General features: G+C 29.4%; 22 protein-coding genes and 1 tRNA gene. 8 read left to right on the forward strand and 15 right to left on the reverse strand.

The features are described 5' to 3' along the window. Nucleotides 1–49 precede the first annotated feature (49 nt). Entirely contained in the window at nt 50–610 is a 561-nt protein-coding gene (ribA, locus tag FBE96_RS04865; protein ID WP_002853056.1) for a GTP cyclohydrolase II, read from the forward strand. Beyond that, on the forward strand, nt 611–1,177 hold the full coding sequence (gene rsmG, locus FBE96_RS04870) for a 16S rRNA (guanine(527)-N(7))-methyltransferase RsmG (RefSeq protein ID WP_002871758.1): 567 nt from the start codon (nt 611–613) through the stop codon (nt 1,175–1,177). It begins immediately after the preceding gene. A gap of 15 nt (nt 1,178–1,192) precedes the next feature. Here the strand turns inward: rsmG and FBE96_RS04875 are convergent, their stop codons facing one another. Together FBE96_RS04875 and FBE96_RS04880 are read right to left on the reverse strand one after the other, a co-directional pair. Next, nucleotides 1,193–1,765: a hypothetical protein gene (locus tag FBE96_RS04875; RefSeq protein WP_002906362.1), complete on the reverse strand. Its 573-nt coding sequence runs from the start codon at nt 1,763–1,765 to the stop codon at nt 1,193–1,195. A gap of 90 nt (nt 1,766–1,855) precedes the next feature. Continuing rightward, nucleotides 1,856–2,953: a YeiH family protein gene (locus FBE96_RS04880; RefSeq protein WP_002871760.1), complete on the reverse strand. Its 1,098-nt coding sequence runs from the start codon at nt 2,951–2,953 to the stop codon at nt 1,856–1,858. A 112-nt stretch (nt 2,954–3,065) separates the two neighbouring features. Between FBE96_RS04880 and FBE96_RS04885 the strand changes: the two genes are divergently transcribed. Both FBE96_RS04885 and rpoD read left to right on the forward strand, forming a co-directional pair. After that, nucleotides 3,066–3,947: a LysR family transcriptional regulator gene (locus FBE96_RS04885; RefSeq protein ID WP_002855820.1), complete on the forward strand. Its 882-nt coding sequence runs from the start codon at nt 3,066–3,068 to the stop codon at nt 3,945–3,947. A 79-nt stretch (nt 3,948–4,026) separates the two neighbouring features. Beyond that, nucleotides 4,027–5,895: an RNA polymerase sigma factor RpoD gene (rpoD, locus tag FBE96_RS04890; protein WP_002852997.1), complete on the forward strand. Its 1,869-nt coding sequence runs from the start codon at nt 4,027–4,029 to the stop codon at nt 5,893–5,895. Nucleotides 5,896–5,910: 15 nt separating this feature from the next. On the opposite strand, the gene FBE96_RS04895 is transcribed toward rpoD, so the two are convergent. Together FBE96_RS04895 and FBE96_RS04900 are read right to left on the reverse strand one after the other, a co-directional pair. Beyond that, nucleotides 5,911–6,423, reverse strand: a complete 513-nt coding sequence (locus FBE96_RS04895) for a histidine phosphatase family protein (RefSeq protein ID WP_002852934.1) — start codon at nt 6,421–6,423, stop codon at nt 5,911–5,913. Further along, nucleotides 6,420–6,938, reverse strand: a complete 519-nt coding sequence (locus FBE96_RS04900; protein ID WP_002868674.1) for a rhomboid family intramembrane serine protease — start codon at nt 6,936–6,938, stop codon at nt 6,420–6,422. Before FBE96_RS04900 ends, FBE96_RS04895 begins: the two co-directional genes overlap by 4 nt. 98 nt (nt 6,939–7,036) lie before the next feature. Here FBE96_RS04900 and FBE96_RS04905 point away from each other — a divergent pair, with 98 nt between their 5' ends. After that, the gene (locus FBE96_RS04905) at nt 7,037–7,453 is read left to right on the forward strand and encodes a PepSY-like domain-containing protein (protein ID WP_002853001.1); all 417 of its coding nucleotides are present in this window, start codon (nt 7,037–7,039) and stop codon (nt 7,451–7,453) included. A gap of 8 nt (nt 7,454–7,461) precedes the next feature. Here the strand turns inward: FBE96_RS04905 and FBE96_RS04910 are convergent, their stop codons facing one another. The 5 genes from FBE96_RS04910 to FBE96_RS04930 are packed head-to-tail and all read right to left on the reverse strand — an operon-like array spanning nt 7,462 to nt 14,398. Continuing rightward, the gene (locus FBE96_RS04910) at nt 7,462–9,078 is read right to left on the reverse strand and encodes an ATP-dependent metallopeptidase FtsH/Yme1/Tma family protein (RefSeq protein WP_002868673.1); all 1,617 of its coding nucleotides are present in this window, start codon (nt 9,076–9,078) and stop codon (nt 7,462–7,464) included. Between the two features lie 3 nt (nt 9,079–9,081). After that, a complete protein-coding gene (mtaB, locus tag FBE96_RS04915) occupies nt 9,082–10,332 on the reverse strand; it encodes a tRNA (N(6)-L-threonylcarbamoyladenosine(37)-C(2))-methylthiotransferase MtaB (protein WP_002868672.1) in 1,251 nt (416 codons plus the stop codon). Next, on the reverse strand, nt 10,329–11,900 hold the full coding sequence (locus tag FBE96_RS04920) for a mechanosensitive ion channel domain-containing protein (protein WP_002868671.1): 1,572 nt from the start codon (nt 11,898–11,900) through the stop codon (nt 10,329–10,331). Before FBE96_RS04920 ends, mtaB begins: the two co-directional genes overlap by 4 nt. Beyond that, nucleotides 11,897–12,952 carry a 3-dehydroquinate synthase gene (aroB, locus tag FBE96_RS04925; RefSeq protein WP_002868670.1) on the reverse strand — a complete coding sequence of 352 codons (1,056 nt, stop codon included), beginning with the start codon at nt 12,950–12,952 and terminating at the stop codon, nt 11,897–11,899. Before aroB ends, FBE96_RS04920 begins: the two co-directional genes overlap by 4 nt. Nucleotides 12,953–12,997: 45 nt before the next feature. Next, nucleotides 12,998–14,398, reverse strand: coding sequence for a COG3400 family protein (locus tag FBE96_RS04930; protein WP_002856550.1), 1,401 nt, complete (start codon nt 14,396–14,398; stop codon nt 12,998–13,000). 29 nt (nt 14,399–14,427) lie between these two features. On the opposite strand from FBE96_RS04930, the gene tgt reads away from it, so the two are divergent. The 3 genes from tgt to FBE96_RS04945 all read left to right on the forward strand — a co-directional run bounded on the left by tgt (nt 14,428) and on the right by FBE96_RS04945 (nt 16,447). Further along, nucleotides 14,428–15,549 (forward strand): tRNA guanosine(34) transglycosylase Tgt, encoded by a 1,122-nt coding sequence (gene tgt, locus FBE96_RS04935; RefSeq protein ID WP_002868669.1) that lies wholly within the window; start codon nt 14,428–14,430, stop codon nt 15,547–15,549. Nucleotide 15,550: 1 nt separating this feature from the next. Then, entirely contained in the window at nt 15,551–16,318 is a 768-nt protein-coding gene (locus FBE96_RS04940; RefSeq protein WP_002860739.1) for a magnesium transporter CorA family protein, read from the forward strand. Nucleotides 16,319–16,370: 52 nt separating this feature from the next. After that, nucleotides 16,371–16,447, forward strand: a tRNA-Arg gene (locus FBE96_RS04945). A 2-nt stretch (nt 16,448–16,449) separates the two neighbouring features. On the opposite strand, the gene FBE96_RS04950 is transcribed toward FBE96_RS04945, so the two are convergent. The 6 genes from FBE96_RS04950 to FBE96_RS04975 are packed head-to-tail and all read right to left on the reverse strand — an operon-like array spanning nt 16,450 to nt 23,575. Then, complete coding sequence (locus FBE96_RS04950) at nt 16,450–16,899, reverse strand: hypothetical protein (protein WP_014517258.1); 450 nt, start codon at nt 16,897–16,899, stop codon at nt 16,450–16,452. A gap of 15 nt (nt 16,900–16,914) precedes the next feature. Then, nucleotides 16,915–20,160, reverse strand: coding sequence for a cytochrome c biogenesis protein CcsA (gene ccsA / locus FBE96_RS04955; protein WP_002868667.1), 3,246 nt, complete (start codon nt 20,158–20,160; stop codon nt 16,915–16,917). Between the two features lie 17 nt (nt 20,161–20,177). Beyond that, nucleotides 20,178–20,873 carry an ABC transporter ATP-binding protein gene (locus FBE96_RS04960; RefSeq protein WP_002852965.1) on the reverse strand — a complete coding sequence of 232 codons (696 nt, stop codon included), beginning with the start codon at nt 20,871–20,873 and terminating at the stop codon, nt 20,178–20,180. Next, nucleotides 20,860–21,630, reverse strand: coding sequence for an ABC transporter ATP-binding protein (locus FBE96_RS04965; protein WP_145599565.1), 771 nt, complete (start codon nt 21,628–21,630; stop codon nt 20,860–20,862). The genes FBE96_RS04960 and FBE96_RS04965 overlap by 14 nt, the downstream gene beginning before the upstream one ends. Next, entirely contained in the window at nt 21,627–22,679 is a 1,053-nt protein-coding gene (locus FBE96_RS04970; protein WP_002871763.1) for a branched-chain amino acid ABC transporter permease, read from the reverse strand. Before FBE96_RS04970 ends, FBE96_RS04965 begins: the two co-directional genes overlap by 4 nt. Beyond that, complete coding sequence (locus tag FBE96_RS04975) at nt 22,679–23,575, reverse strand: branched-chain amino acid ABC transporter permease (protein ID WP_145599566.1); 897 nt, start codon at nt 23,573–23,575, stop codon at nt 22,679–22,681. The genes FBE96_RS04970 and FBE96_RS04975 overlap by 1 nt, the downstream gene beginning before the upstream one ends. Between the last annotated feature and the right edge of the window lie 14 nt (nt 23,576–23,589).

Consider the following 23,589-nt stretch of genomic DNA (forward strand, 5'->3'; position numbering starts at 1 on the left):
CCTTTTTTTGCTAAAATCTTAACATAAATTTGATTATAGAGAGTAGTAAATGGAAATAAAAATTTCAGAAATTGCGAATTTACCTAGCAAATGGGGAAATTTCCAAATGCAAAGTTTCAAAGAGAACGATAAAGAACATTTATGCATATTTAAAAACACTCCAAAAGATACACTCAATCTAAGAATTCATTCAGAGTGCTTAACAGGAGATGCTTTAGGAAGTTTAAAATGCGACTGCGGAGAACAGCTTGAATTTTCGCTAAAATATATAGAAAAGAATGGCGGAATGGTGATTTATCTTAGACAAGAAGGAAGGGGTATAGGGCTTTTTAACAAGGTTAATGCTTATGCTTTACAAGATAAAGGTTTTGATACGATTAAAGCAAATCATCAGCTTGGCTTTAAAGCCGATGAGAGAACTTATGAAATTGTAGAATTTATACTCAAACACTATGAAATTTCTAAGGTTAATTTACTCACAAATAACCCTGAAAAGCTAGATTCTATCAAAGAAAAAATCATCACACGCATACCGATTTTAATAGAACCTAATCGTTTTAATGTAGAGTATTTAAACATAAAACAAACTCAAATGGGACATCTTAAATAAATGATTTTTAAAGATTATGATTTTTTGCAAAACTACGATTTAAAAAACTTTGAAGAAAAGGTAAAAATTTATAAAGAATTATTATCTAAATTTAACCGCATTCACAATCTTACTCATTTAAAAAATATAGATGAAAATATCTTTGATAGTATTAAAATTTTAGATTTTTATGATTTTTCTAAAGCAAAAAATATTGCCGATATGGGAAGTGGCGCAGGATTTCCAGCTGTATTTTTAGCTTTTTTACTGCAAAGCAATTTTCATCTTTTCGAACCCAATCCCAAAAAAGCTGCCTTTTTGCGGACATTAAAAATAGAATGTGAACTTCCAAATTTACATATTTACAAAGAAAAAGTTCAAGAATACAAGCATACCTTTAAAGCTGATATCATCACTTCAAGAGCCTTAATGGATGTCAAGCCTTTACTTGAAATTTGCAAAAATCTAAAAGATGAAAATACAGTTTTTATTTTATGGAAAGGTAGTGAAATTTATCAAGAACTTGAAAATATAAAAGATTATGAAATTTTTGAAAATAATTTAAGAAGATATTGTATTTTAAAGTAGCCCTAAGGCTACTTTTTATTCTGCTAAATCAGCATTAAAACTGATATCCACTAAAGGCCAAGAAATTCCACCATGTCCTGCAGCAACATCGCTTAATGCTTTTAATGCTTTAGAACCATTTTTAAAAGTATGCAAATCAAGTTGTCCTTTAGCTTCAAATTTATTATCTTTGATGGTATAAGTTAAAGGTACAATAGTACTTTTTTTATCCATAGTAATTTTTGCTGAAATAACGCCTTTATTTTCACCCGCAATCACATCTTGAAAAACAACTTTAATATCCGTATCTCCCAATAAAGCAGGGAAAAATACTTTTGTGATATTATTGGTTATAATATCATTGCCTTCACCCATAAAAGCATTGCTTGGCTCTATGGTAGCTTTAGCGCCTTTAAGATAACTTGCCAAATCCTTTATATTTTTAGAAAATTTATATTCTACATTTTTAAATTCACCTTTTGTTCCTATCATATCTTTAGTTTTATATCCTTCAAAAGAAACCTTTAAACTATCTTCTTTAAAAGATACAGCACTTAAAGCCGAAGCTAACAAGCAAGAACTTAAAACACTTGCAAGAATTTTTTTCATCTTTATTCCTTTTTAATAAATTTAATTAATGAATTAAATTATATTCTTAGTTGATTAATAAAATAAAAATTTTCTAAAAAATAATTTTTATTACCAAAGTATACCTTTAAAAGCTAAGGTTAAAAAATATCCTCCAAAAATCAAAACAAGCCCTAAAACAAAAGCCAAGCCAAATACCCTAGAGCCACTTTTTAAAAATTTTTTAAAGTCAATTTGCAAGCCTAAAGCTGCCATAGCAAAAACGATACATAAAGTACAAAGTGTTTTACCTAAAGAGATGATATCACTCGTAGCAATACCTAAAATACTTTCTTTGCTTGCTAAATAAGTATTTAAAACTATCATGCCTAAAAATGCAAAAGCAAAATAAGGTATAGTGATACTTTTTGCAGTTTTTCCACTGCTTGAATGTTGATTTTTAGCGAAAAAATAAGTCACTATAAGCAAAAAAGGCACAAGTAAAATCACTCTCATCATTTTTATAATCACTGCAACATTAGAAGCACCTTGCTCAAATCCTGCCATATCCTTTGCCATTTCAGCAGCACCTGCGACATTTGCCACCTCATGCAACGTAGCTCCCATAAAAACACCCATAGCATTTTGATCAAAAAAAGGAAAAAGATTTAAAGAAAAAACTATGGGATATAAGAACATAAATACAAGTCCAAAAATCACCACCGTACCTACAGCTAAAATTCCCTTAAAAGGATCACTTTTCAAACTTGACTCTAGTGCTAAAACCGCTGCCGCACCGCAAATCGCACTCCCAGCTCCAACAAGCATAGAAGTTTCTTTATCGAGTTTAAAAATTTTCGTTCCCACAAATAAAGCAATAATAAAAACAAAAAATATCACTATAGCAGAAAGCAAAAATCCTTTCAATCCTACGCTTAAAAGCTCAGTTAAAGTGATATTAAAACCATATAAAACAATGCCAAGTCTTAAAAGTTTTTTCGCACTAAAATGCACTCCGGCTTGAAAATGATGTTGGTATTTAAAAAACCAAGGAGAAAGCAACACTCCTATGATAATAGCAAAAGCAGTCGCTGCTAAATGAGTGGTATCTTTGATACTTTGAACACTAGAAAGATACATAGCAAAAATCACTATACAAGCAGTAAAAAGCAAACCCTTAAAATTTGATCGCACTATAGCCACGCTATGTGCTAAAAAACTTGTTTTCATTTATTTTCCTTTTTGTAAATTTTGTGTTATTATATTTTTTTTATTAAAATTATAGAAATATATTATTTTAATTTTTATAATAAATTTTTTTTATTAAATAAAGGAATCACTCATGAAAATCAAAGATATGGAAATATTTTTAGATCTTTTAAACACTCAAAGTCCAACTCATACAGCCAACAATTTTTCCATAACTCAACCTAATGTTTCAATAGTAATTAAAAATTTAGAAAATAAATTTGATGGCATTTTATTTGAAAGACTTGGAAAAAAACTCTTACCTACACCAAAAGCTTTAGAACTAGGAAAAAATTGGTTAAAAATTATACAAGCCTACTACCAAAGCTTAGAAAAATTAAACGACGAAAGTATGCTCTTAGGGGAAATAAAAATAGCCTCAACTCAAAGCATTTCTGAACATTTTTTAGCTCCTATTTTATTTGATTTTAAGGCAGAATTTAAAAACATAGAAATTCGCTCTCAAACGCAGAATTCAAAAGAATGTTTAAATTTACTAAAAAACGGAAATATAGAATTTGCAATCATTGAAGCAGAACTTGATCCAGCTTTAGTGGAGTATGAAAATTTAGAAATAAATTTTTGGCAAGATGATGAACTTATAGTAGCTACAAGTGATAAAAAACTCAATGAAAAAGAATTTTATATCGATGAACTTTTGGAACAAAAGTGGATTTTAAGAGAAGTAGGCTCAGGCTTAAGGGATAAATTTTTAAACGAAATTGGTGCAAGCTCAAAAAAACTTAATATTTTTCTTGAACTTGATAGAATGGCTGCGATTAAAGAACTTGTTTTACAAAAAAAAGCAATCTCTATTTTTTCCAAAAAAAGCATAGAAAAAGAATTAAAAAATTCAACACTTTATGAAATTAAATTAAAAAATATCGACCTAAAGCGTAAATTTTATACCTTAAAAAGAAAAAATTATAATTTTAACAGAGCTTTAGAAAAATTTGAAAAAATATTCAAATCATAAACATAATAACCGATTTATATAGAAAGTTAAGCAATTTTTAGATAAAATCCAAAGCTTATATAAATTTCAAGGATAATCAATGAACGCCAAAACTCAAGAAGCTGAATTAGAAGAATTATTTCAAGAAAATGCAAAAGATTATATCACATATGAAAAATTGGTAAAATATCTTACAAAACAACCAAGTGCATCAACCACTAAAAAAGTGCAAGCATTAATGAAAAAACACAAAGTGCAACTTTTTTCAGCAGCTGAAATTGCACAAATGAAAAACATAGAAGATGCAAAAAGACTTCAAGAAGAAAAACAAAAACTCCAAGATACAAGCCTTGAGAACGAATTTGATTTAGCCAATGAAAACGATTTATTAGAATGGAGCAGATCAGACTCTCCTGTTCGTATGTATTTAAGAGAAATGGGACAAATTGCTTTATTAAACAAAGATGAAGAAATTGAAATTTCCAAAAAAATAGAACTTGGCGAAGATATTATCATTGATGCTTTTTGTTCTGTACCTTATTTGATAGATTTTATTTTAGATTATAAAGAACCTTTAATAAACAGAGAAAGAAGGGTAAAAGAACTATTTAAAAGCTTTGACGATGAAGAAAAAAGTGATGATAAACTTGATGAACTTGATATAGATGAAGATGAAGAAAACGAAACAGAATTAGAATCAGATGAAGAAAATACTAAAAAAAACAGCAAAAAAGAAGATGAAAGAACTTTAAAAGTTATAGAAAAATTTAAAGCTCTAGAAAAAGCTAAAAAAGATTGGCTAAAAACATCCAAAGACAAAGAAAGCGGAGATGAACTTTTAGATAAATTAAGCATTGCGTTCAAAAAAAATATTTTAAAAGAAAAATTAATGGATCTAGGCCCTACTTCAAAACTTATTAGCGAAATCGTAAAATCAATGGAAACTGCACTAAAAAGTGATGAAGAATTTGACAAAGAACTTAAGCGTTTAGAATACCGCTTACCTATGTTTTCTGATGAACTTAAAAAACGCCATGCAGATATTTTAAAAGATATTACAAAATTGAGCAAAGAAGAAATCACAGAGCGAGCTTTAGAAACAACCATGGTAAGCACTTATATGGAAATTAAAAAACTATTTCAAACTAAAGAAGCCAGTGAAAAAAGCTTTGATCTTGAAAAATCACGCTTAAAAGAAATTTTGGAGCAAATTAAACGCGGTAAAAAAATCTCTGATGAAGCAAAAGGAAGAATGGCAAAATCAAACTTGCGCCTTGTTGTAAGCATAGCTAAACGCTACACAAATCGTGGTCTGCCTTTCTTAGACCTTATCCAAGAAGGAAATATAGGTTTGATGAAAGCTGTGGATAAATTTGAATACAAAAGGGGTTATAAATTTTCCACTTATGCAACTTGGTGGATCAGGCAAGCTATTTCAAGGGCTATAGCTGATCAAGCAAGAACCATAAGAATTCCAATCCATATGATAGAAACCATCAATCAAATTAACAAAATTATCCGCGAACATCTACAAAAAGATGGAAAAGAACCTGATGTCAGTGTTATAGCTAAAGAAGTAGGTTTAAGCGTAGATAAGGTTAAACAAGTTATTAAAATCACAAAAGAACCAATTTCTCTTGAAGCTCCAATAGGAAATGAAGATGATGGTAAATTTGGAGATTTTGTTGAAGATAGAAATTCACTTTCTCCAATGGATCATATCTTAAAGGATGATTTAAAAGAACAAATTGATGAAGTTTTAGATCAATTAAACGATAGAGAAAAAGCGGTAATTCGTATGCGTTTTGGTTTAATGGATGATGAAAGTGATAGAACTTTAGAGGAAATTGGAAAGGAACTTAATGTCACTCGAGAAAGAGTGAGACAAATAGAAAGCTCAGCTATAAAAAAACTCAAACACCCTAAAGTAGGAAGAAAACTAAAAAATTATATAGAAGGTTGGAAGTAAGAGTCAATCTCCTTACTAAAAACCCAGATCTTTTTCTTCTTTTAACTTGCGTACATGTTCAAAAAAAACTAATTTTCCGCTATGTTTTTTTAAATTTTTAAATTCCTTAATATCAAATTCTAAACACAAGATAGAAGAAGTTGGAAAAGAAGCTAAACATAGCGAACTTAATAACTCTCCAAGCTCCATTAAACTAGGATTATGACCCACTAAAAATACTTCATTAAACTCATCATCAATATCTTGCAGAATTTTTAGCAAATTTTCAACATTGCAAAGATACAATCTTTCATCAAAACAAATTCTATTTTTATCAAAATTATAAAATTTGGCTATTTTTTTCGCTGTTTTAGCGGTTCTAACAGCAGGACTCGATAGCACCAAATCAGGATGAATTTCATGCGAAGCAAGATTTTTAAAAAGTTTTTTTAAATCTTCCTTTCCACTCTTAGTAAGTTTTCTTTCAAAATCATCGATGTCTTCACTCTTACTTGCTTTTGCATGTCTTATAATATAAATTTTTTTCATTTTACCTCTTTTATTTTAGCTAAAATATAACCACACATAAACCCGAAAATATGACCATACCAAGCAACATTTACTCCCATAAGCAATGGCACAAAACTCATAAGTAAAATTGCCACTATAAGTCCTTTTGTGCTATTTTTATCAATAACAGCATAAAAGCCTATTAAAACACAAATTGCACCACTAGCGCCTATGACATTTATATTTTCTCCAAAATATTTAAAATCAAAATACACATAAAAAACACTTAAAAGTGAGCACAACAATCCGCCAATAAAATAAATAAAAATAAAACACAAAGCACCCAAATAAGTTTCTAACATACGCCCAAATTGAAACAAAACTATCATATTTAATATAAGATGAGTTAAATTTCCATGTAAAAACATTGAACTTAAAAGCTGCCAATAAGCTCCATTAAAAAATAAAATATTCAAACCAAGGATATTGTAATAATCATAAGAAATCAAAAAATAACATAAAATATTTAAAAAAATTAAAAAAATTGTAAGCAAAATATAAAACCTTTATTTTTTATAATATTGTCTTAAAATTCACATAAAATTCACATAAATTCTTTACAATTTTACTAAAAAATAATTTAGGAAAAATATTGAAAATTAAATTTTTAAATATTATTACTATTTTAAGTTTATCTTTAAATGCTGATATAATAATTTCTGCTGATAATTTACCAAATGTTTCTAAAGAATTTTTACAACATAATTTCAAAGCGCCTATAGGGATCGTGCAAAAAGACAAAAATTCCTATGAAGTCTATCTTAGCGATGGAACAGAGCTTGAATTTGATATAGATGGAGCTTGGAAGGAAATTGAAAATAAAGCCTTTCCTTTTGATCTAGATTTTTTACCTCAAAATTTAGCCAATATCATCAAAAACGAATTTCCAAATACAAAAGCTAGAGAAATTGAAAGAAAAATCAACCATTATAAGATTAAACTTGATAACGATATAAAAATTCTTATAGATTTTAATGGAACTATCTTATATAAAGAATTTGATGATTAAACATATCATCAAACCTGCATTATATCTTTAACATCGTCATATTCTATCTTTTCTTTTTCAAGCAAAAGCTCTGATAATTTTAAAATTTTATCCTTCATAGAATTTAAAAATTCATCCATTTCTTTTTTTTGTTCACTTAAATTTGACTCTTTCAACATATCAAAACTCAACATATAATCAAGCAATTCTTTAATCTTTAAAAAATCATCTTGCGAGTTAGTATAACTTTCATTGTAAATCAATCTCATGGCTCTAGAACCAGCCAAATAAACTTTTATACGATTGATAAGCTCTGATTTTGATCTTATATTATGCTCATATTCTTTAAAACGATCTTCAATGAGAGTGATTTTTTCAAATCCTATGTCAAAATAATACGCACTCAAAGCTTTTGCAGCTTGATAAGTGGCTTGAATTTTCTTCTCTTCATTATTAAAACTTAAAATCTTTTTCTTACCTAAAAGAACTTTATTTAATACAGCATAAAAATCGCTTTCCTCAACTAAAGCACTATTTCTTCTTAAAGCATTAATTGCTGCTTCATTGACCAAAGTTTCAAGCCCTGCTCCACTAAAACCTACGCTTGCTTTAGCGATTTTATTTAAATTGATATTATTGTTTTTATCTTTCATATAAATTTCTAAAATTTTAAGTCTATCCTTAAAATCAGGCAAAGATAAAAAAATTCTCCTATCAAAACGCCCCGAACGCAATAAAGCAGGATCCATAAGTTCGATTTTATTTGTCGCAGCTATAACTATAACCCCGCTATTGTCCTCAAAACCATCCATTTGAGTTAAAAGTTGATTTAAAGTGCTATCTCTTTCAACATTTGACATTTCTCCTCTTGCCTTACCTACGGCATCTATTTCATCAATAAAAACTATGCTAGGCGCCATCATTTTAGCTTTTGAAAAAAGCTCTCTAACTCTTTTTGCACCCATACCTACATAAATTTCAACAAAACTTGAACCACTTTGATAAAAAAATGGCACCCCTGCTTCTCCTGCAACTGCTTTTGCTATCAATGTTTTTCCTACACCAGGTGGGCCTACCATTAAAACACCTTTTGGCATTTTTACACCAAATTCTTTATATTTTTTAGGATTTTGTAAAAAATCCACAAGTTCGCTTAGCTCCATTTTAACTTCATCAACACCTGCTACATCATTAAAAGTAATATTTGAAATCACAGGTTTTATATGAGAACTTTCTAAATTTATATTTGAATTTTGAGCTTGAGTGTGATTTTGATTCTTATTTGATATTGGATATTTAGTTAACTCTTTTTTACGAGCAAAATAGCCAAGACTTATAAAAAGTGCGATAATAAAAACAAGTAAAATAAAAAACACCCAAAGCGTATTATCTTTTTTAACCTCTACGGGAACTTTTGATAAAAGTGTTTTTATATCTATGCCATCTTTTATAATTACGTAATTTTCACCTTCTGCCTTAAGCCAAATTTCGTCTTTATCAATCACAGCTTTTTGGATTAAATTTTGGCTTAATAGACTTTGATAAAGATTTTCATCTATATATTTAGGTTCATTTTTAAAATATAAAATTCCCAAAAGCATACATAAAACCATAAAAGATGCTAAAATTATCTTTTTATTTTTCATTATCTAGCCTTTTAAATTTGCAAAGTTAGACTTTTCTTGTACTTCATATTCAGATATAACGATCCATTCTTTAGCTATATCTTTATCACTTTTAATTTTAATCTTATTAAAAAACTGATCATAACCCTCAAAAAAACCATCTTTTTGATTTTCTACCAAAACTTCAAGTGAAACTTGATTTTTTTTCCTAAATTCATAATTATTTTTTTCTACTATGGATTTTAAAGTGTTTAGCCTTTCTTTAGCTAAAGTTCCATTTATCACATCTTTCATGGTAGCAGAATGCGTGTTGTTTCTAGGGCTAAAAATAAAAGCATGGATATGAGTGAGTGGAAATTCTTTAAAATTTCTTAAAGCTTCTTGCCATAGCTCTTCACTCTCGCCTGGATGAGCTACTATAAAATCCGTCCCTAAAGCATATCCTTTGCTTGCTATAGTATTAAAAAGCTTTAAATCATTATCCGTATGTGATCTTCTTCTCATTATACGAAGCATTTTTTCACTTGTATGTTGCAATGCAATATGTAAATGCCTTTCAAGCCAAGCTTCATCTAAGATTTCTAAAAAACTTTCATCAAGCTGTGCAGGTTCTAAACTACCTAGCCTTATGCGTTTTATACCTAAAATTTGTCCCATTTTTTGCAAAAGCTTGCCTAAACTTGTGCCATTTTTAAGCCCATATGAACCTATATTAGTCCCTGTTAAAACAATTTCACTATAACCATTAGCTCCTAAAATTTCAACCTGTTTTAAAAGAGCTTTTTCATCCACGCTTCTTGATTTTCCCCTCACGCTAGGAATAATACAATAAGAACAAGCAAAATCACAACCTTCTTGAATTTTCACAAAAGCTTTGGTATGATTTTCATACTCACAAACTATATCTTTATCAATAAAATTTAAATTTCCAAGTTCATAAAAACTTGTCTTTGCTCCTAAAAATTCATTGATTTTATCTTTATTTGACGCTCCAAGCACTCCAAAAACTTGCTTTTTATCTAAAAGCTCCTTACCTTTGCTTACAGCACCACAACCTGTAAGTATAACTTTAATGCCTTTTTTTTGCATGGTATTTACATAAGACTTTATCCCGCTATCAGCTCCATTTGTAACCGTGCAAGAATTTACAACGATAATTTGTGCTTTATTCTCATCATTTATAATCTCATAATCTTTTACATAACTTTTTAAAAGCTCTGTATCATAAATATTTGTGCGACACCCAAAGGTTTTAAAAAAAACTTTTTCTTTCAATCTTTATTCCTTGCATGAAAATACATATTTTCATGATGTTGTTCAAAATGATTTTGATTTAAATTTCCTAAATATAAATTTTGCGATGGATAAGCAATTTTTATATCTTTATGCTTATTAAATTCTTTTATAATCTCTTTGCTAATCGTACTTCTTAATACTAAAGCCGCATAAGCATTAGTCATATACCATGCAGAAATTCTCATTCCCCAATGTTCAAAAAACATAAAAAACCTTGGCTCCACTTTAGGATTTTTAATACTATATTCATGTTGTAAACGAGCTATATTTTTTCTAGCAAGCTCAGTATAACCTTTGGCATGGCGTGTAACAATATTTTCCACAATTTCTTGAGCTTTGTCAAGATTGCTATCAAAAGTAACACTTATATCAATGCCATCAAGCACGGTTTTCATACCATGATGAGTATAATTAGCAAGCAAATTTGTAAAAACATAGTTATTAGGAATAAATATAATACGCCCACTACGACGATTTTTATTATAAGTTTCAAGCGTAAGCTCTTCATAAAGAGTAATGCGTAAAAAAGAAATGTCTATAATATCTCCTATATAGGTAGTATCATTTTGAAAAACCTTTATACGATCCCCTACTCTAAAACTTCCGCCAAAAATAATCACACACCATCCAAGCATAGACATAAACATATCTTTCATAGCAATAGCTAAGCCTGCAGAGGCAAAACCAAGTATAGTTACAAGATAAGTAATATTTTCTATATAAGCAAAGAGCAAAATAAGAAAAATAATATTTATATTAATAAAATTAATAATCTTCGTAGCAGTATAATATCTTTCACTATCCTTAATGTACTTTTTAGCAATAAATTTCAACATAAAAGCTATAGCTATAACAATAACAATAGCAACAAGTATATTTACAGCCCTTAAGCTTTGAACTTTAATCTCAGCACTTACTCGAGAAAGCTCTTCATCAATTTTTTTCTCATAAACAGAATAAGAAACACTAGCAAAATTTAAAGCTTGCTCAAATTCTTCCAGCTTTTTATCCGAAGCTTTTAAAGCTTCTATATTCTCAACACTTGGTTTAAGCTCAACTAATTCCTTAAGTTCTGAGTTTTTTTCCCTGATTTTATCTACTAAATTTTTAAAATCATTAAATTTAAATATATACTCTTCCTTTTCTCCTTTTAATTTCTTAATATGAGAAAAAGCTCCTATAATAGCCAAAGGATTAGTAAGCTTAGATAAAGTTTCTATATTATCAGGGGCACTAAGACTTTGTGCAAAATTTAAATCTTTATATTCTTTAAGCAAGTTCAATTGCTCTTCTAAATTTGCTATCTTGCGTTTAAGTTCTTCTTGTTGGTGAATATCGGAAGTCTTTTTTAAATTAAGATTTAAAATGATTAATTCATCATTTATATCTTGATATTTTATAAAATTTTCATAACGTATATTCCAAATACTAGCACTGATTACAGTATTTAAAGTATTAATTTTCTCATTTATATTATTAATAATAGTCCGATTTACATCACCAAAAGCAAAAACAACAAAAAAGGTTAAAATAATAATTTTTTTCATTGGAATTCTCTTAAAGTTGCAATTATATCTTCTTTAGAAATATCACCTTTTATCAAACCCTTACCCAAAGGACTAGCAAGAACAAAATTGATTTTTTTATTAGAGCTTTTTTTATCCATGAAAAAAGCTTCATAAAATTCATCTACATTGTTGATTTTATATGATATTGGCAAACCGAATTTAAGTAAAATATCTTTTATTCTTTGACTTTGCATTTTATCCAAAAGCCCTAAATTTAAAGCCAATTGATTTGCCATAACCATACCTATAGCCACCGCTTCTCCGTGTAAATAAAGCTTATAATCTGTAAAATTTTCTATAACATGAGCAAAAGTATGACCATAATTTAAAAGCATTCTAAGCCTTGATTCTTTTTCATCTTGTTCAACAACCCTTGATTTAAGCTCTATGCTTTTTGCTATAATCTGAGTAAAAATTTCATTCTCACAAGTAGCATTTAAGAAACTTTTTTCATCAATTTTTTCTATAAAATCAAGTATACTATCATCAAACATTGCTGCCATTTTAATAAATTCAGCCATGCCTGCAGCAAGTTCTCTAGAGCTCAAAGTCTTTAAAAAAAAACTCTCACAATATACAGCTTTAGGTTGATAAAAAGTGCCAATAAGATTTTTACCAAAATTATTATTAACACCTGTTTTTCCACCTACTGCTGCATCAACACAAGCTAAAAGTGTAGTAGGAATATTTATAAAATCAATACCTCTTTGATAAATACTAGCAGCAAATCCGCCCATATCACTAATCACGCCACCACCAAAACTTATAAGTACGCTTTTTCTATCCAATTTAGAATTAAACATTTGGTTTAAAATTTCTTCCATGGTGCTTAAATTTTTATATTCTTCACCATCTTTCACAGTGGCAATAAAAATTTCTTTTGCCTTAATTTTAGAAAGTAATGTTTTCAAATGAAGACCTGAAATCTTAGGATTTGAAAGTATAAAAACCTTACTATCAAATTCTAATTCTTCAAGTTCATCAATATAAACCTTATAAGCATTTTCTTTTAACTTAACTTCTACTTGCATTGAACTACTCTTTTTGCATTTATTTTATCACATTTAATTAATTATTTATTCTACTGGTATGAAAAGTTGGTAATTTTGTCTCATTTTATAATAATGCCTATTTAAATTTGTACTTAAATTTCTGCCAAAATCTCTATTTAGTAATTCTTTTTGAAAACTCACAAATTGTAACAAATCTTCGCGATATTGCAAATTTAAAAGAGGGTTTTCATCATTTTTATTAATAATTTGTATATTTTTATCATAAAGCTTAGATAAACTTCTAAAATACTCCTCCATATCTGTAGTATTTTGAGAATTTGGATTATAATAATATAAAATAACTCCAAAATCAAGCTGTTTACTTAAATCAGTAATGACATTTGCATTGTTTTCAAGTTCACTCTCATCGGCACTTAAAATAATCGCTTCTTTAAGCTCATCAAAAGAAGCTTCACCCACCTTCATAATAGGAATTTTTAAATCAAAAAAAGCTTGTTTTTCTTTCTCAAAATTTTTTATATCGGTTACAACTAATCCTATATCATTATTTTGCAACCATGTGGAAATTTGTTTAAAATCCGTGTTGAAATAATCAAAAAACACACCTTCTTTATCCTCAGAAAGTTTTTTTAATTTTTCATACATTACCCCTAATTTAGGATTGATAACATGTATAAAAAATCTTTTTGCATTGCTTTTTTGAGTTAATTTTAAAGTAGTATCAAGCACTCTTTCTTGCATATTTTGATTCATATTTTTCATATCAATTAAAGCAAAAACATTACTTCCAAAAGGCATAGGAAATTGCCCTGCTTTGCCTCTTATATTATGAAAAATACTTTGTAAAACAACAGGATCCCCAACGATCAAAATGCTATCATTTGGCTCTAGAACAAAAGATGGTTTTACAAAATAAATTTTAGAATTTCTATAAATAAGGACTATGCGCCACCTTTTTTGTTGTATTGAACTTATGTGCCTATAAGCAAAAATAGACCCTGCTGGAATTTTTACTTCCATAATCTCTCCAACTCCAAGTCCTATATACTGAGCTGTTAAAGCAATATCTGGTAAAAAATCCATAAATCTACGGCTTAAAGTCATTCTAGCATCAGCTAAATTTGCATGAGTATCATTAACACTTAATCCCCAAAAATCCATTATTTCTATTTCTAAATTTGGATTTAAAGAACGCAAAGCCTCATAACTTTTTTTAGTTTCAAATTCATCTTGCATATAAATAAAAGCCTGTTTAAAATCCTTGCTCATAATATTTTCAAGACGCGCTGTGCTTGTAGGATCAAAATAATGCAAGTCAATATACTCACTAGAAATATTTAAGTTATTTTTTTCACTATTTTGACACACTACTGTAAAAAAGTAACCTAAGCCTTTTTCAAAACAAAGCCTTTCTAAGAAATGCTTTGCTAAAATACCATCTATTATAATTAAAATATTATTCATTTTAAACTCCAAAAAGGAAATTATAACAAATGGAATTTAAATTAAAGCATAAAGATGGAATGGCAAGGGTTTGTGAAATCACTACCGCACACAGCACTTTTTTAACCCCTGTTTTTATGCCTGTTGGCACAGTAGGAGCGGTTAAAAGTCTTGATGCTAATGATATGAAAAATGAGCTTGATGCAAAAATTATTTTAGCAAATACCTATCACATGTACTTGCGTCCAACTTCCAAAGTAGTAAAAGATTTTGGAGGTTTACATGGATTTACGAAATTTGATAGAAGTTTTTTAACCGATAGTGGTGGTTTTCAAGCTTTTTCTTTAAGTAAAAATTCCAAACATTTTAATGAAGGCATAGAATTTAAAAGTCACATTGATGGAAGTCGTCATCTTTTTACTCCAAAAAGTGTTTTAGATACTCAATATGATTTTAATTCTGATATTATGATGATTTTAGATGATTTAGTAGCCCTACCCGCAACCAAAGAAAGGGTTAAAATTTCTGTTGATCGCACTATACTTTGGGCAAAAGAGGCTATTACTTATCATAAAAATATGCAAAATAAAGGTATAGGTATAGGGCAAAATATTTTTGGTATTATCCAAGGTGGTACAGATTATGAAGAAAGAAAGCGTTGCGCTTTAAGTTTAAATGAAATGCCATTTGATGGTTTAGCTATAGGTGGGCTTAGCGTGGGCGAAGAAAACGCCTTGATGTACGAAACAGTCCAAAACTTAAACCCTTATCTAGACGAAAATCGTCCAAGATATTTAATGGGCGTAGGAACGCCTGAAGATTTAGTAGAAAATGTTGAGCGAGGGGTAGATATGTTTGACTGCGTGATGCCAACTAGAAATGCAAGAAATGGAACATTTTTTACAAGTTTTGGAAAATTTAATATTAAAAAAGCAGAATTTATCAACGATCATGAAGTTATAGATCCTACTTGCTCATGTTATACTTGTCGTAATTTTTCAAGGGGTTATTTAAACCATCTTTTTAAAGCTAAAGAACTTACTTTTTTTCGTTTGGCAAGTCTGCACAATCTACATTATTATCTTGAACTTGCAAGAAAGATGCGTGAAGCAATTTTGAACAATTCTTTTACGCAATTTAAAAGAAATTTTTATCACTTAAGAGGCAAATAAAATGCTAGAGCTACACGAAAATCTAAAAAAAATCCTGCAAGCAAAGAATTTAGAAACTTTCTATAGCGAAATTTATGGACAAAAAATTTTTGTTTACGTGGGATTAAATTTAGAAACTTGGCTTTTTAATGATGAAAAAATTTATAAACTTCAAAATGAAGAATTTAAGCTTTCTAGCATAGAAGAATTTTCAAATTTTATTAAATCTATTTTAGAAGATTTTAAAGTACAAAATACTCATTTTCAAAACCTTTTAGAACACAAAGAAGGTATTATCTTAAAAGGTGGTTTTGTTAAAAATTTTTACAAAAAATCCTTTGTTTTAAGACAAAAAATTAACAAAAATCTAAAGCAAATTAATCTTCTAAGTGAAGCTTTCAATCTTTTGCTTAGCGAACAAGCACAATACAAAAAACATTTAAAAATTCTAAATTTATCCATCAGCATCTTAAATAAAAATACCAAAGAACATCTAACAAGAATTGATACTCTTTATACATTAACAAGTGCAATTAAAAATGAAAAAATGAATAAAAGTATTTATCTTTTAAGCATACTTTCTTCTATTTTCTTACCTTTAAATTTGATCGTAGGATTTTTTGGAATGAATACTAATAATCTTTTTTTCAAAGATAGCCCTTATGGTACACTTTATATTTTTTCTTTGATTTGCTGTATTTTGATTGTAGGTTTTATATTTTATCATTCAAAAAAGACTAAAGAATTTGATTTAGATGAAGGTAAAAAAGCTAAAAAACAAACAAAATAAGCAAAATTTTGCTTATTTTAAGAATATTTATATATAATTTTAACTTATTTTTGCGCTCATAGCTCAGCTGGATAGAGCATTTGATTGCGGTTCAAAAGGCCAGAGGTTCGAATCCTCTTGAGCGCACCATATTATTTATCTTCTTTAATTTTTCTTTTAGCTAATCCCATATGCTCGTAAGCATCAATTTCTTTTTTGTAAGATCCAGAAATTTTCTTAAGTTCTTTATTTAAGTAACTTACTGTTTGTGCACTTGCATTAATATTTGCAGCCAAAGCAGAAACAAATTCTAGTTTCTTTTTTGCTGCTTCATCTAATTCTTTAGAAGTTTTTGAACCAAGTTTATGTGTCTGCACATAAAGTTTGGCAAGTTCTTTTAATTCAATATCCGTTAGTTTAACATCGGAAGCAGCAATTATCATTTTATCTAAGTCTGTATCAAATTTTTTAGTCTTTTCAGCTACATGCTGCTTTTGGCTAGTTTTTTGCTTTTTAATTGTTTTTTTGCCATCACTTGTAATAAGATAAGCAATCACGCCTAAAAACAATAAAAGCGCTAAAGCAGCACAAAAAATAACCAAAAAAATATGGTTCATTTAAAGTTTGCCCACAAAATTTCGCTTCCTTCTTGCAAAAAAAGCTAAAACCACCATCAATGCAAATCCCCAATAAACGTAATTAGGAATTTGAGCCGCTTCGCCTGCGGCGTAAGAATGAAGTCCTGTTAAAAAGTAATTTACTCCAAAATAAGTCATAATAATAACCCAATAAGCAAACATACTCCATAAAGCAAACACAAATTGATTACAATATTTTGGAATCATTCTAAGATGCAAAATTGCTGCATAAACCAAAATGCTAACTAAAGCCCAAGTTTCCTTAGAATCCCAACTCCAATATCTCCCCCAACTTTCATTTGCCCAAATTGCACCTAAAAAATTTCCTACAGTAAGTAAACAAAGTCCAAAAATCATTGCCATTTCATTAATTCTTGTAGCCTCTGTAATATTTCTCAAAATATTAAGATTATATTTTCCATCTTTCTTAAGAAAACACATTAAGAACAGTGTAAAGATACCAAGTAAGGCACAAAGTCCTAAAAATCCATAACTAGCAGTAATAACAGATACATGAATACTAAGCCAATAAGAATTGAGCACAGGAACAAGATTTGTAATTTGCGGATTCATTTCGCTTAAATGTGCAACCATTAATACAACACCGGATAAAATAGAAGTTAATGACAAGGCTATAGGACTTTTTCTAGAGAAAAATATACCCGACAAAGACAATGCCCAAGCTATATACACCATACTTTCATAGCCATTACTCCACGGAGCATGACCTGATAAATAAGCACGAAGTCCAAGACCTACTGTATGAATTACAAAAGCTAAAACATTTAAAACATATACCACTTTAAATATAAAAGAGATTTTTAAATTCGGTACGACCATTTTAGAAAAAACAAGAATCAAAAGTAAAAAACCCGCAATTAAATATACAGGAGCGAGTTTAACGAAAATTTCAGCCTTATTAGAAAAAATTTCCATTTCAACCTTGGTTTTACTAGGCATGACTTTATATCCTATTTTTTCTTGATATTCTTTGATAAATTTCAAGCCTTCATCAGCTCTAGTCCAATTACCATCTTTAAAAGCATTTTCCACGGCACTAAAATAATTCTGTATTAAAGCCAAAACAATATGCCCTTCATCCCCCTTAAGAGTAGTTACAGCAGAAAAAGGTGCAAGCCAAACATTATTTGGATTATTTTGAACAGGAATAAATTTAAATAATTCACCACTAAAAACTAAATTTACAACATTAGCTCTTTCATCTAGTTTTATAATTTCCTTATCAAAAACTCCTCTTGCATTTGGGTTTTTACGATTTGCATTTTCAACATATTTTTGAAGTTTATATCGGTTATTCTCATCAAAGAAATCTTTATAAGAAATATATTTAGCACTAGGAATTTCTAAAATATTTGCAATAGCATCACGAACTGCTTGATTTTGTGGCATTAAAATAAAAGGTTCCATTTGCCATTTATCTACATCAACGAGCATGGAAAGCATAACAGCGTTAGAATTTTGACCCTTATAGCTATCACTTTGATGAATTTTTTCTAAAATTTCTCTTGATAGCGTATCAAAAGGCACCATTCTTCCATCTGCTGATTTTTGAACTATTAAAGTGGCAAGAGCTTTAGCATGATTAGTATTTACCACAGGTAAGGTCGAATTTAAATCTTGAGCAAAAGTCTTTTCAGAACCAAAAGATAACAATAAAATAAAAATAATCACACTTGTATGTTTTAAAGTGTCTTTATTAATTAATCTTGCCAAAGTTCTAAATCTAGAATGTGGATTTAAAAAATTCATAAACATTCCAAGACAAAGCAGAAAATAACCTATATAAGTTGGTATTTTGCCCGGATCTTTATTTACAGATAAAACAGTCCCTTTTTCATCTTGATCATAAGAACTTTGATAAAATCTATAGCCATCATAATCTAAAACATTATTCATAAAAATTCTATAATCAAAATTTTCATTATTATTTTTTACGGTAATTTCACTTGCATAAGAAGCTGGAGACATAGAACCTGGATAACGATCTAATACAAAATCTCTTAAATAAATATCAAAAGGCAATTGTTCATAAGAAAGCGCCCAAGAAATAAAGAATTTTTGATCTGCAAGTTCTATCATAATAGGTTTATTATATTCAAAAATATAAAATTCTTTACTTTCATTTTTATAGCTTAATTCTAATTTTAAAGCATTAGAGCCAGTTAATTCTAAGTTTTTATTCTCATTGCTTAAGGCAAAATCTTTAAAATGCAATAATAAAGAATTTTTCCAATTTTGAGGCTCGCCAAAAGTAGAAATCAACATAGTTCTACCCACTTCTAACCAAGCAGATTTAAACCATAACCAAAAACTTTCATCTTGAGGTCTATTGGAACCTTCTAAAGCTTCTTGCGCATGGAAAGAAGCAGCTTTAACTACAAAACTAATATCATTAATTTCATAAAGTCTTCTTTCCTTAGCATTTGCCTTTTCTCCAATTTTAAGGTCTAAATTTTGTCCATCTAGCATACTTAGAAAATGTAAGTTTTCACTTGAACTTAAAGTTAAATTTTCATCAATTTTTACAAAAGGTGCTTTAACATTATCATTCATAAAAGCAAAGTTAACCCCTTCTATATTCTTAACTTCACCTTTTTCAAATTTAACATCAACACCTTGAGATCCTTTTTGAGAAAGCATCAAAACCAATAAAGGATCAGAATTATTATTTTCTTTATAAGTATAATGAGCATTTAAGATTAAATCTTTATATTTTAATACAGCTTGATCATCACCTAAATTAAGTTTTAGTTTAAAAGAATTAGCAAAAGGCAAATTTCCTATATAACGATCATTAACCGCACTATAGCGTTCTCCATCTTTTATAGCAGAAATACGCAAAGAAGTCTTAGAACTTTCTATAAGTGAATTTTGAGTATGCTCTCTAATAGGTAAAATACCTTCAAAACCAGCATATCTTGTCATTGCAGAACCCACTAAAATAAATAAAAAAGAAATATGAAAAATCATTAAAGGTAATTTTTTAAGCCCAAACATTTTATAACGAAACATCCCGCATAGTAAATTAATACCAAGTAAAAGTTGTATATATTCAAACCAAAAAGTATCATAAACCATTACCCAAGCCGTAGGAGTTCCATAAGCACTTTCAATAAAAGTTGCCAAAGCACAAAAAAGCGCAAAAAGCAAAAACAATACAACCGAAACTCTTAAATCCCCTATGCTTTTTATTATATTTTTCATTCTTTTTCCTTTAAATTTTAAAGCCCTAAATATTTCTTTCTAATCTCATCATCACCTATTAAATTTTTAGCCTCGTTTTCCATTACAATGCGACCATTTTCCAAAACATAAGCATAATCACTTATTTTTAATGCAGAATAAGCATTTTGCTCTACCAAAAGAATAGTTATACCCTCTTCTTTTAAACGCACAATAATATCAAAAACTTCACCCACAATCTTTGGAGCAAGTCCCAAAGAAGGCTCATCCAACATCAAAAGTTTTGGTTCACTCATTAAAGCCCTTGAAATCGCAAGCATTTGCGCTTCCCCTCCACTCAATGTTCCAGCTAAAGCATGCTTTTTACTTGCAAGTCTTGGAAAAAGTTTATACATTTGCTCTCTTAAATGCTCATAATTTTCAGCATTATTAAAAGCACCTATTTTTAAATTTTCCTCTACGCTTAAATTAATAAAAACACGCCTTCCTTCAGGAACTAAAGCTATACCTTTTTGAACTAAAGTATGAGTTAAATGCCTTTTAGTATCATAACCTAAGAAATTAACCTCACCAGTTCTTTTAACTGAGTTTAAAAGCGCATTTAAAGTTGAAGTTTTACCTGCTCCATTTGAACCTATAAGAGAAACAATATGACCTGTTTCCACTTTAAAATCAATCCCTTTAACAGCTTCAATTAATCCATAATAAACATGCAAATCTTTAACTATTAGCATCAAAATCCCCTAAATACGCAGCAATTACTTCTTTATGATTTACAGCATCGCAAAGTTTACCTTCAAAAATTGTTTTTCCATAATCAAGTACCAATACGCGATCACACAATTTATTTACAAATTTCATATCATGCTCTATAAGCAAAACGCTAATTTTATAATCTTTTCGTAATTTAAAAATGAGCTCAGCAAGTTCATCACTCTCAGAGCTATTCATCCCAGCGGCTGGCTCATCAAGCAATAATAATCTTGGTTGAGTAGCCATTGCTCTTGCAATCTCAACTTTTCTTTGTTGTCCATAACTCAAGCTAGTAGCCTTTTCATAGGCAAATTCTGCAATACCAAGTTCTTCTAATATTGCATAAGCCTTCTCTTTAAATACTTGTTCTATTTTTCCAAAACGCTCTAAATGCAAAAAGGCTTCAAAAATATTATATTTCATTTGTTTATTAAAACCAATAAGAACATTTTCAAGCACATTCATGCTTGAAAAAAGCCTAATATTTTGAAATGTTCTAGCTATTCCTAAATGCACAATCTTATGAGGTTTTAAGTGATCAATTCTTTCTCCTAGAAATTCAACCGAACCTGAACTAGGTTTATAGTTACCTGTTATAATATTAAAAAGAGTTGTTTTACCAGCCCCATTAGGTCCAATTAAAGCAAAAATTTCACCCTCATTGATTTTAAAAGAAGTTTCATTAATAGCCTTAACACTACCAAAACTTTTTGAAATTTGTTTTAATTCCAAAATCATTTTTCACTCCTTTTAAAACGCTTTTTAATCCCTCTAATCACATCACTCAACTCGTAATAACCCATTATGCCTTTTCTTGCAAAAAGCATTACTAAAATCAGAACAATAGAAAAAACAACCATTCTAAGCCCTGGTGTTGATTGGATATCAAGACTTAAAGAATCTATTTTTATATTTAACTCATCTAAAAATCTAAGCCACTCGCTTCCACCAATAACCAATATCGCACCTATAATAGCACCTGTAGTAGAACCAAGTCCACCCAAAACAATAATAATCAAAAGTTGAAAAGTAAGTAAAAAATCAAATTGAGTTGGAGATACGGTAGTCAACAGACAAGCCAAAAGTCCGCCACCTACACCTTCTAAAAATGCTGAAGTGCTAAAAGCTAAAGTTTTTATCCAAAAAGTATTTATTCCCATAGCGCTTGCAGCATCTTCATCATCTCTTATAGCCTTCATTGCACGACCATATTTAGAATAAACTATATTTAAAATTAAAATAACCGCTACAATAGCAATACCACCTGTCCAATAGATCGTGGAAAATTGTGGAATATCTACCAGTCCTCTTGAGCCATTAGTAATAGAAGGAAAATTAATAGCAGCTATTTTAATAATTATTCCAAAGCCTAAAGTTACAATAGCCAAATAATCCCCTCTCACGCGAAATACAGCAAAAGCCAAAATCAGGGCAAGTAAAGATGAACAAATTCCAGCCACAATTAAAGCTAGAATAAAGGAATTTGAATGGATGGCTAAAATAAAAGAACTAGGACCATCTAAAAAAAACTGATCATTTTTCGCATCAGCACTCAAAAGAACTAAAGCAGCCGCATAAGCTCCAATCGCAACAAATCCATTGGGTTCTAGTGAAAATTGTCCAGTTACACCATTAATAAGGTTGTAACTCACAGCCAAAATAATAAAAATAGCAATTTGATTAACAATGTTTAATCCATAGTCCCCAAAAATATAAGGAGAAATGAAAATAAAAATAATTGAAGCAATTAAAAAGATTAAATGTGAAACCTTAATTTTAACCATCATTAAAACCTATTCTTTTCAAAATTTATACCTAAAATTCCCGTAGGCCTAAATAACAATATAAACACCAAAAAAATAAAAGCAAATGCATCTTTAAAGCCTGATAAATCTGGAAAAAAAGCCACAACAACAACTTCAGTAAATCCTATAATAAGTCCACCCAAAACTGCACCTACTACAGAACCTATACCTCCTAAAACTGCAGCAGCAAAAGCTTTCAAACCTATTAAAGTTCCCATAGTAGGTTCAACAGAGTAATAATTTGCAGCCCAAAAAACACCCCCAACTGCTGCCAAAGCTGAACCTAGGGCAAAAACTATAGCAATAATACGATTTGCATCTATACCCATTAAATTTACTGTTTGTATATCAAATGCCAAAGCACGAATAGCTATACCATATTTGCTTTTATACAAAATCCATAACACTGCTATTAAAATAACAAATGTAAGAGCAGGAACCATTAAAGAACCATAAGTTGTTATCACTCCGCCAAAATTAACACTTTCCTCAAAATAACTTGGCGGTGTAAAAGTTCTAGGTGTTGAAGTAAAAAGCATATTAAAAAGATTTTGCAAGAAAAAACTAATACCAATTGCTGTAATCAACAATGAAATTCTAGGAGCCTGTCTTAAAGGTTTATAAGCGATTCTATCTATAGCTATTCCAACACAAGCAGCAAAAAACATTGCCAAAGACAAAGCTCCTATAAAAGGAACATTTAGATTAGTCATGCAAAAAAGAGCTGCATAAGCACCAACCATCATAATATCGCCGTGAGCAAAATTAATAAGTCTTAACACACCATAAACCATCGTATAGCCAACAGCAATAAGAGCATACATACTGCCCAAACTAAGTCCATTAACAAGTTGTTGTAAAAATAAAGTAGAATCCATAATCTTTCTATTTT

It is taken from the genome of Campylobacter sp. CFSAN093241 (assembly GCF_012889595.1).
In the GTDB taxonomy this organism is placed as follows: Bacteria; Campylobacterota; Campylobacteria; order Campylobacterales; family Campylobacteraceae; genus Campylobacter_D; species Campylobacter_D jejuni.

Bases quoted from the DNA above. Each gene is read 5' to 3' on its own strand.
- FBE96_RS04930 (WP_002856550.1), bottom strand. From the start codon at position 14,398: ATGAATAATATTTTAATTATAATAGATGGTATTTTAGCAAAGCATTTC.
- FBE96_RS04965 (WP_145599565.1), bottom strand. From the start codon at position 21,630: ATGATTTTGGAATTAAAACAAATTTCAAAAAGTTTTGGTAGTGTTAAG.
- FBE96_RS04880 (WP_002871760.1), bottom strand. From the start codon at position 2,953: ATGAAAACAAGTTTTTTAGCACATAGCGTGGCTATAGTGCGATCAAAT.
- FBE96_RS04960 (WP_002852965.1), bottom strand. From the start codon at position 20,873: ATGCTAATAGTTAAAGATTTGCATGTTTATTATGGATTAATTGAAGCT.
- rsmG (WP_002871758.1), top strand. From the start codon at position 611: ATGATTTTTAAAGATTATGATTTTTTGCAAAACTACGATTTAAAAAAC.
- FBE96_RS04940 (WP_002860739.1), top strand. From the start codon at position 15,551: ATGCTAGAGCTACACGAAAATCTAAAAAAAATCCTGCAAGCAAAGAAT.
- FBE96_RS04910 (WP_002868673.1), bottom strand. From the start codon at position 9,078: ATGAAAAATAAAAAGATAATTTTAGCATCTTTTATGGTTTTATGTATG.
- FBE96_RS04885 (WP_002855820.1), top strand. From the start codon at position 3,066: ATGAAAATCAAAGATATGGAAATATTTTTAGATCTTTTAAACACTCAA.
- ribA (WP_002853056.1), top strand. From the start codon at position 50: ATGGAAATAAAAATTTCAGAAATTGCGAATTTACCTAGCAAATGGGGA.
- ccsA (WP_002868667.1), bottom strand. From the start codon at position 20,160: ATGAAAAATATAATAAAAAGCATAGGGGATTTAAGAGTTTCGGTTGTA.
- tgt (WP_002868669.1), top strand. From the start codon at position 14,428: ATGGAATTTAAATTAAAGCATAAAGATGGAATGGCAAGGGTTTGTGAA.
- FBE96_RS04875 (WP_002906362.1), bottom strand. From the start codon at position 1,765: ATGAAAAAAATTCTTGCAAGTGTTTTAAGTTCTTGCTTGTTAGCTTCG.
- FBE96_RS04920 (WP_002868671.1), bottom strand. From the start codon at position 11,900: ATGAAAAAAATTATTATTTTAACCTTTTTTGTTGTTTTTGCTTTTGGT.
- FBE96_RS04895 (WP_002852934.1), bottom strand. From the start codon at position 6,423: ATGAAAAAAATTTATATTATAAGACATGCAAAAGCAAGTAAGAGTGAA.
- aroB (WP_002868670.1), bottom strand. From the start codon at position 12,952: ATGCAAGTAGAAGTTAAGTTAAAAGAAAATGCTTATAAGGTTTATATT.
- FBE96_RS04970 (WP_002871763.1), bottom strand. From the start codon at position 22,679: ATGATGGTTAAAATTAAGGTTTCACATTTAATCTTTTTAATTGCTTCA.
- FBE96_RS04975 (WP_145599566.1), bottom strand. From the start codon at position 23,575: ATGGATTCTACTTTATTTTTACAACAACTTGTTAATGGACTTAGTTTG.
- rpoD (WP_002852997.1), top strand. From the start codon at position 4,027: ATGAACGCCAAAACTCAAGAAGCTGAATTAGAAGAATTATTTCAAGAA.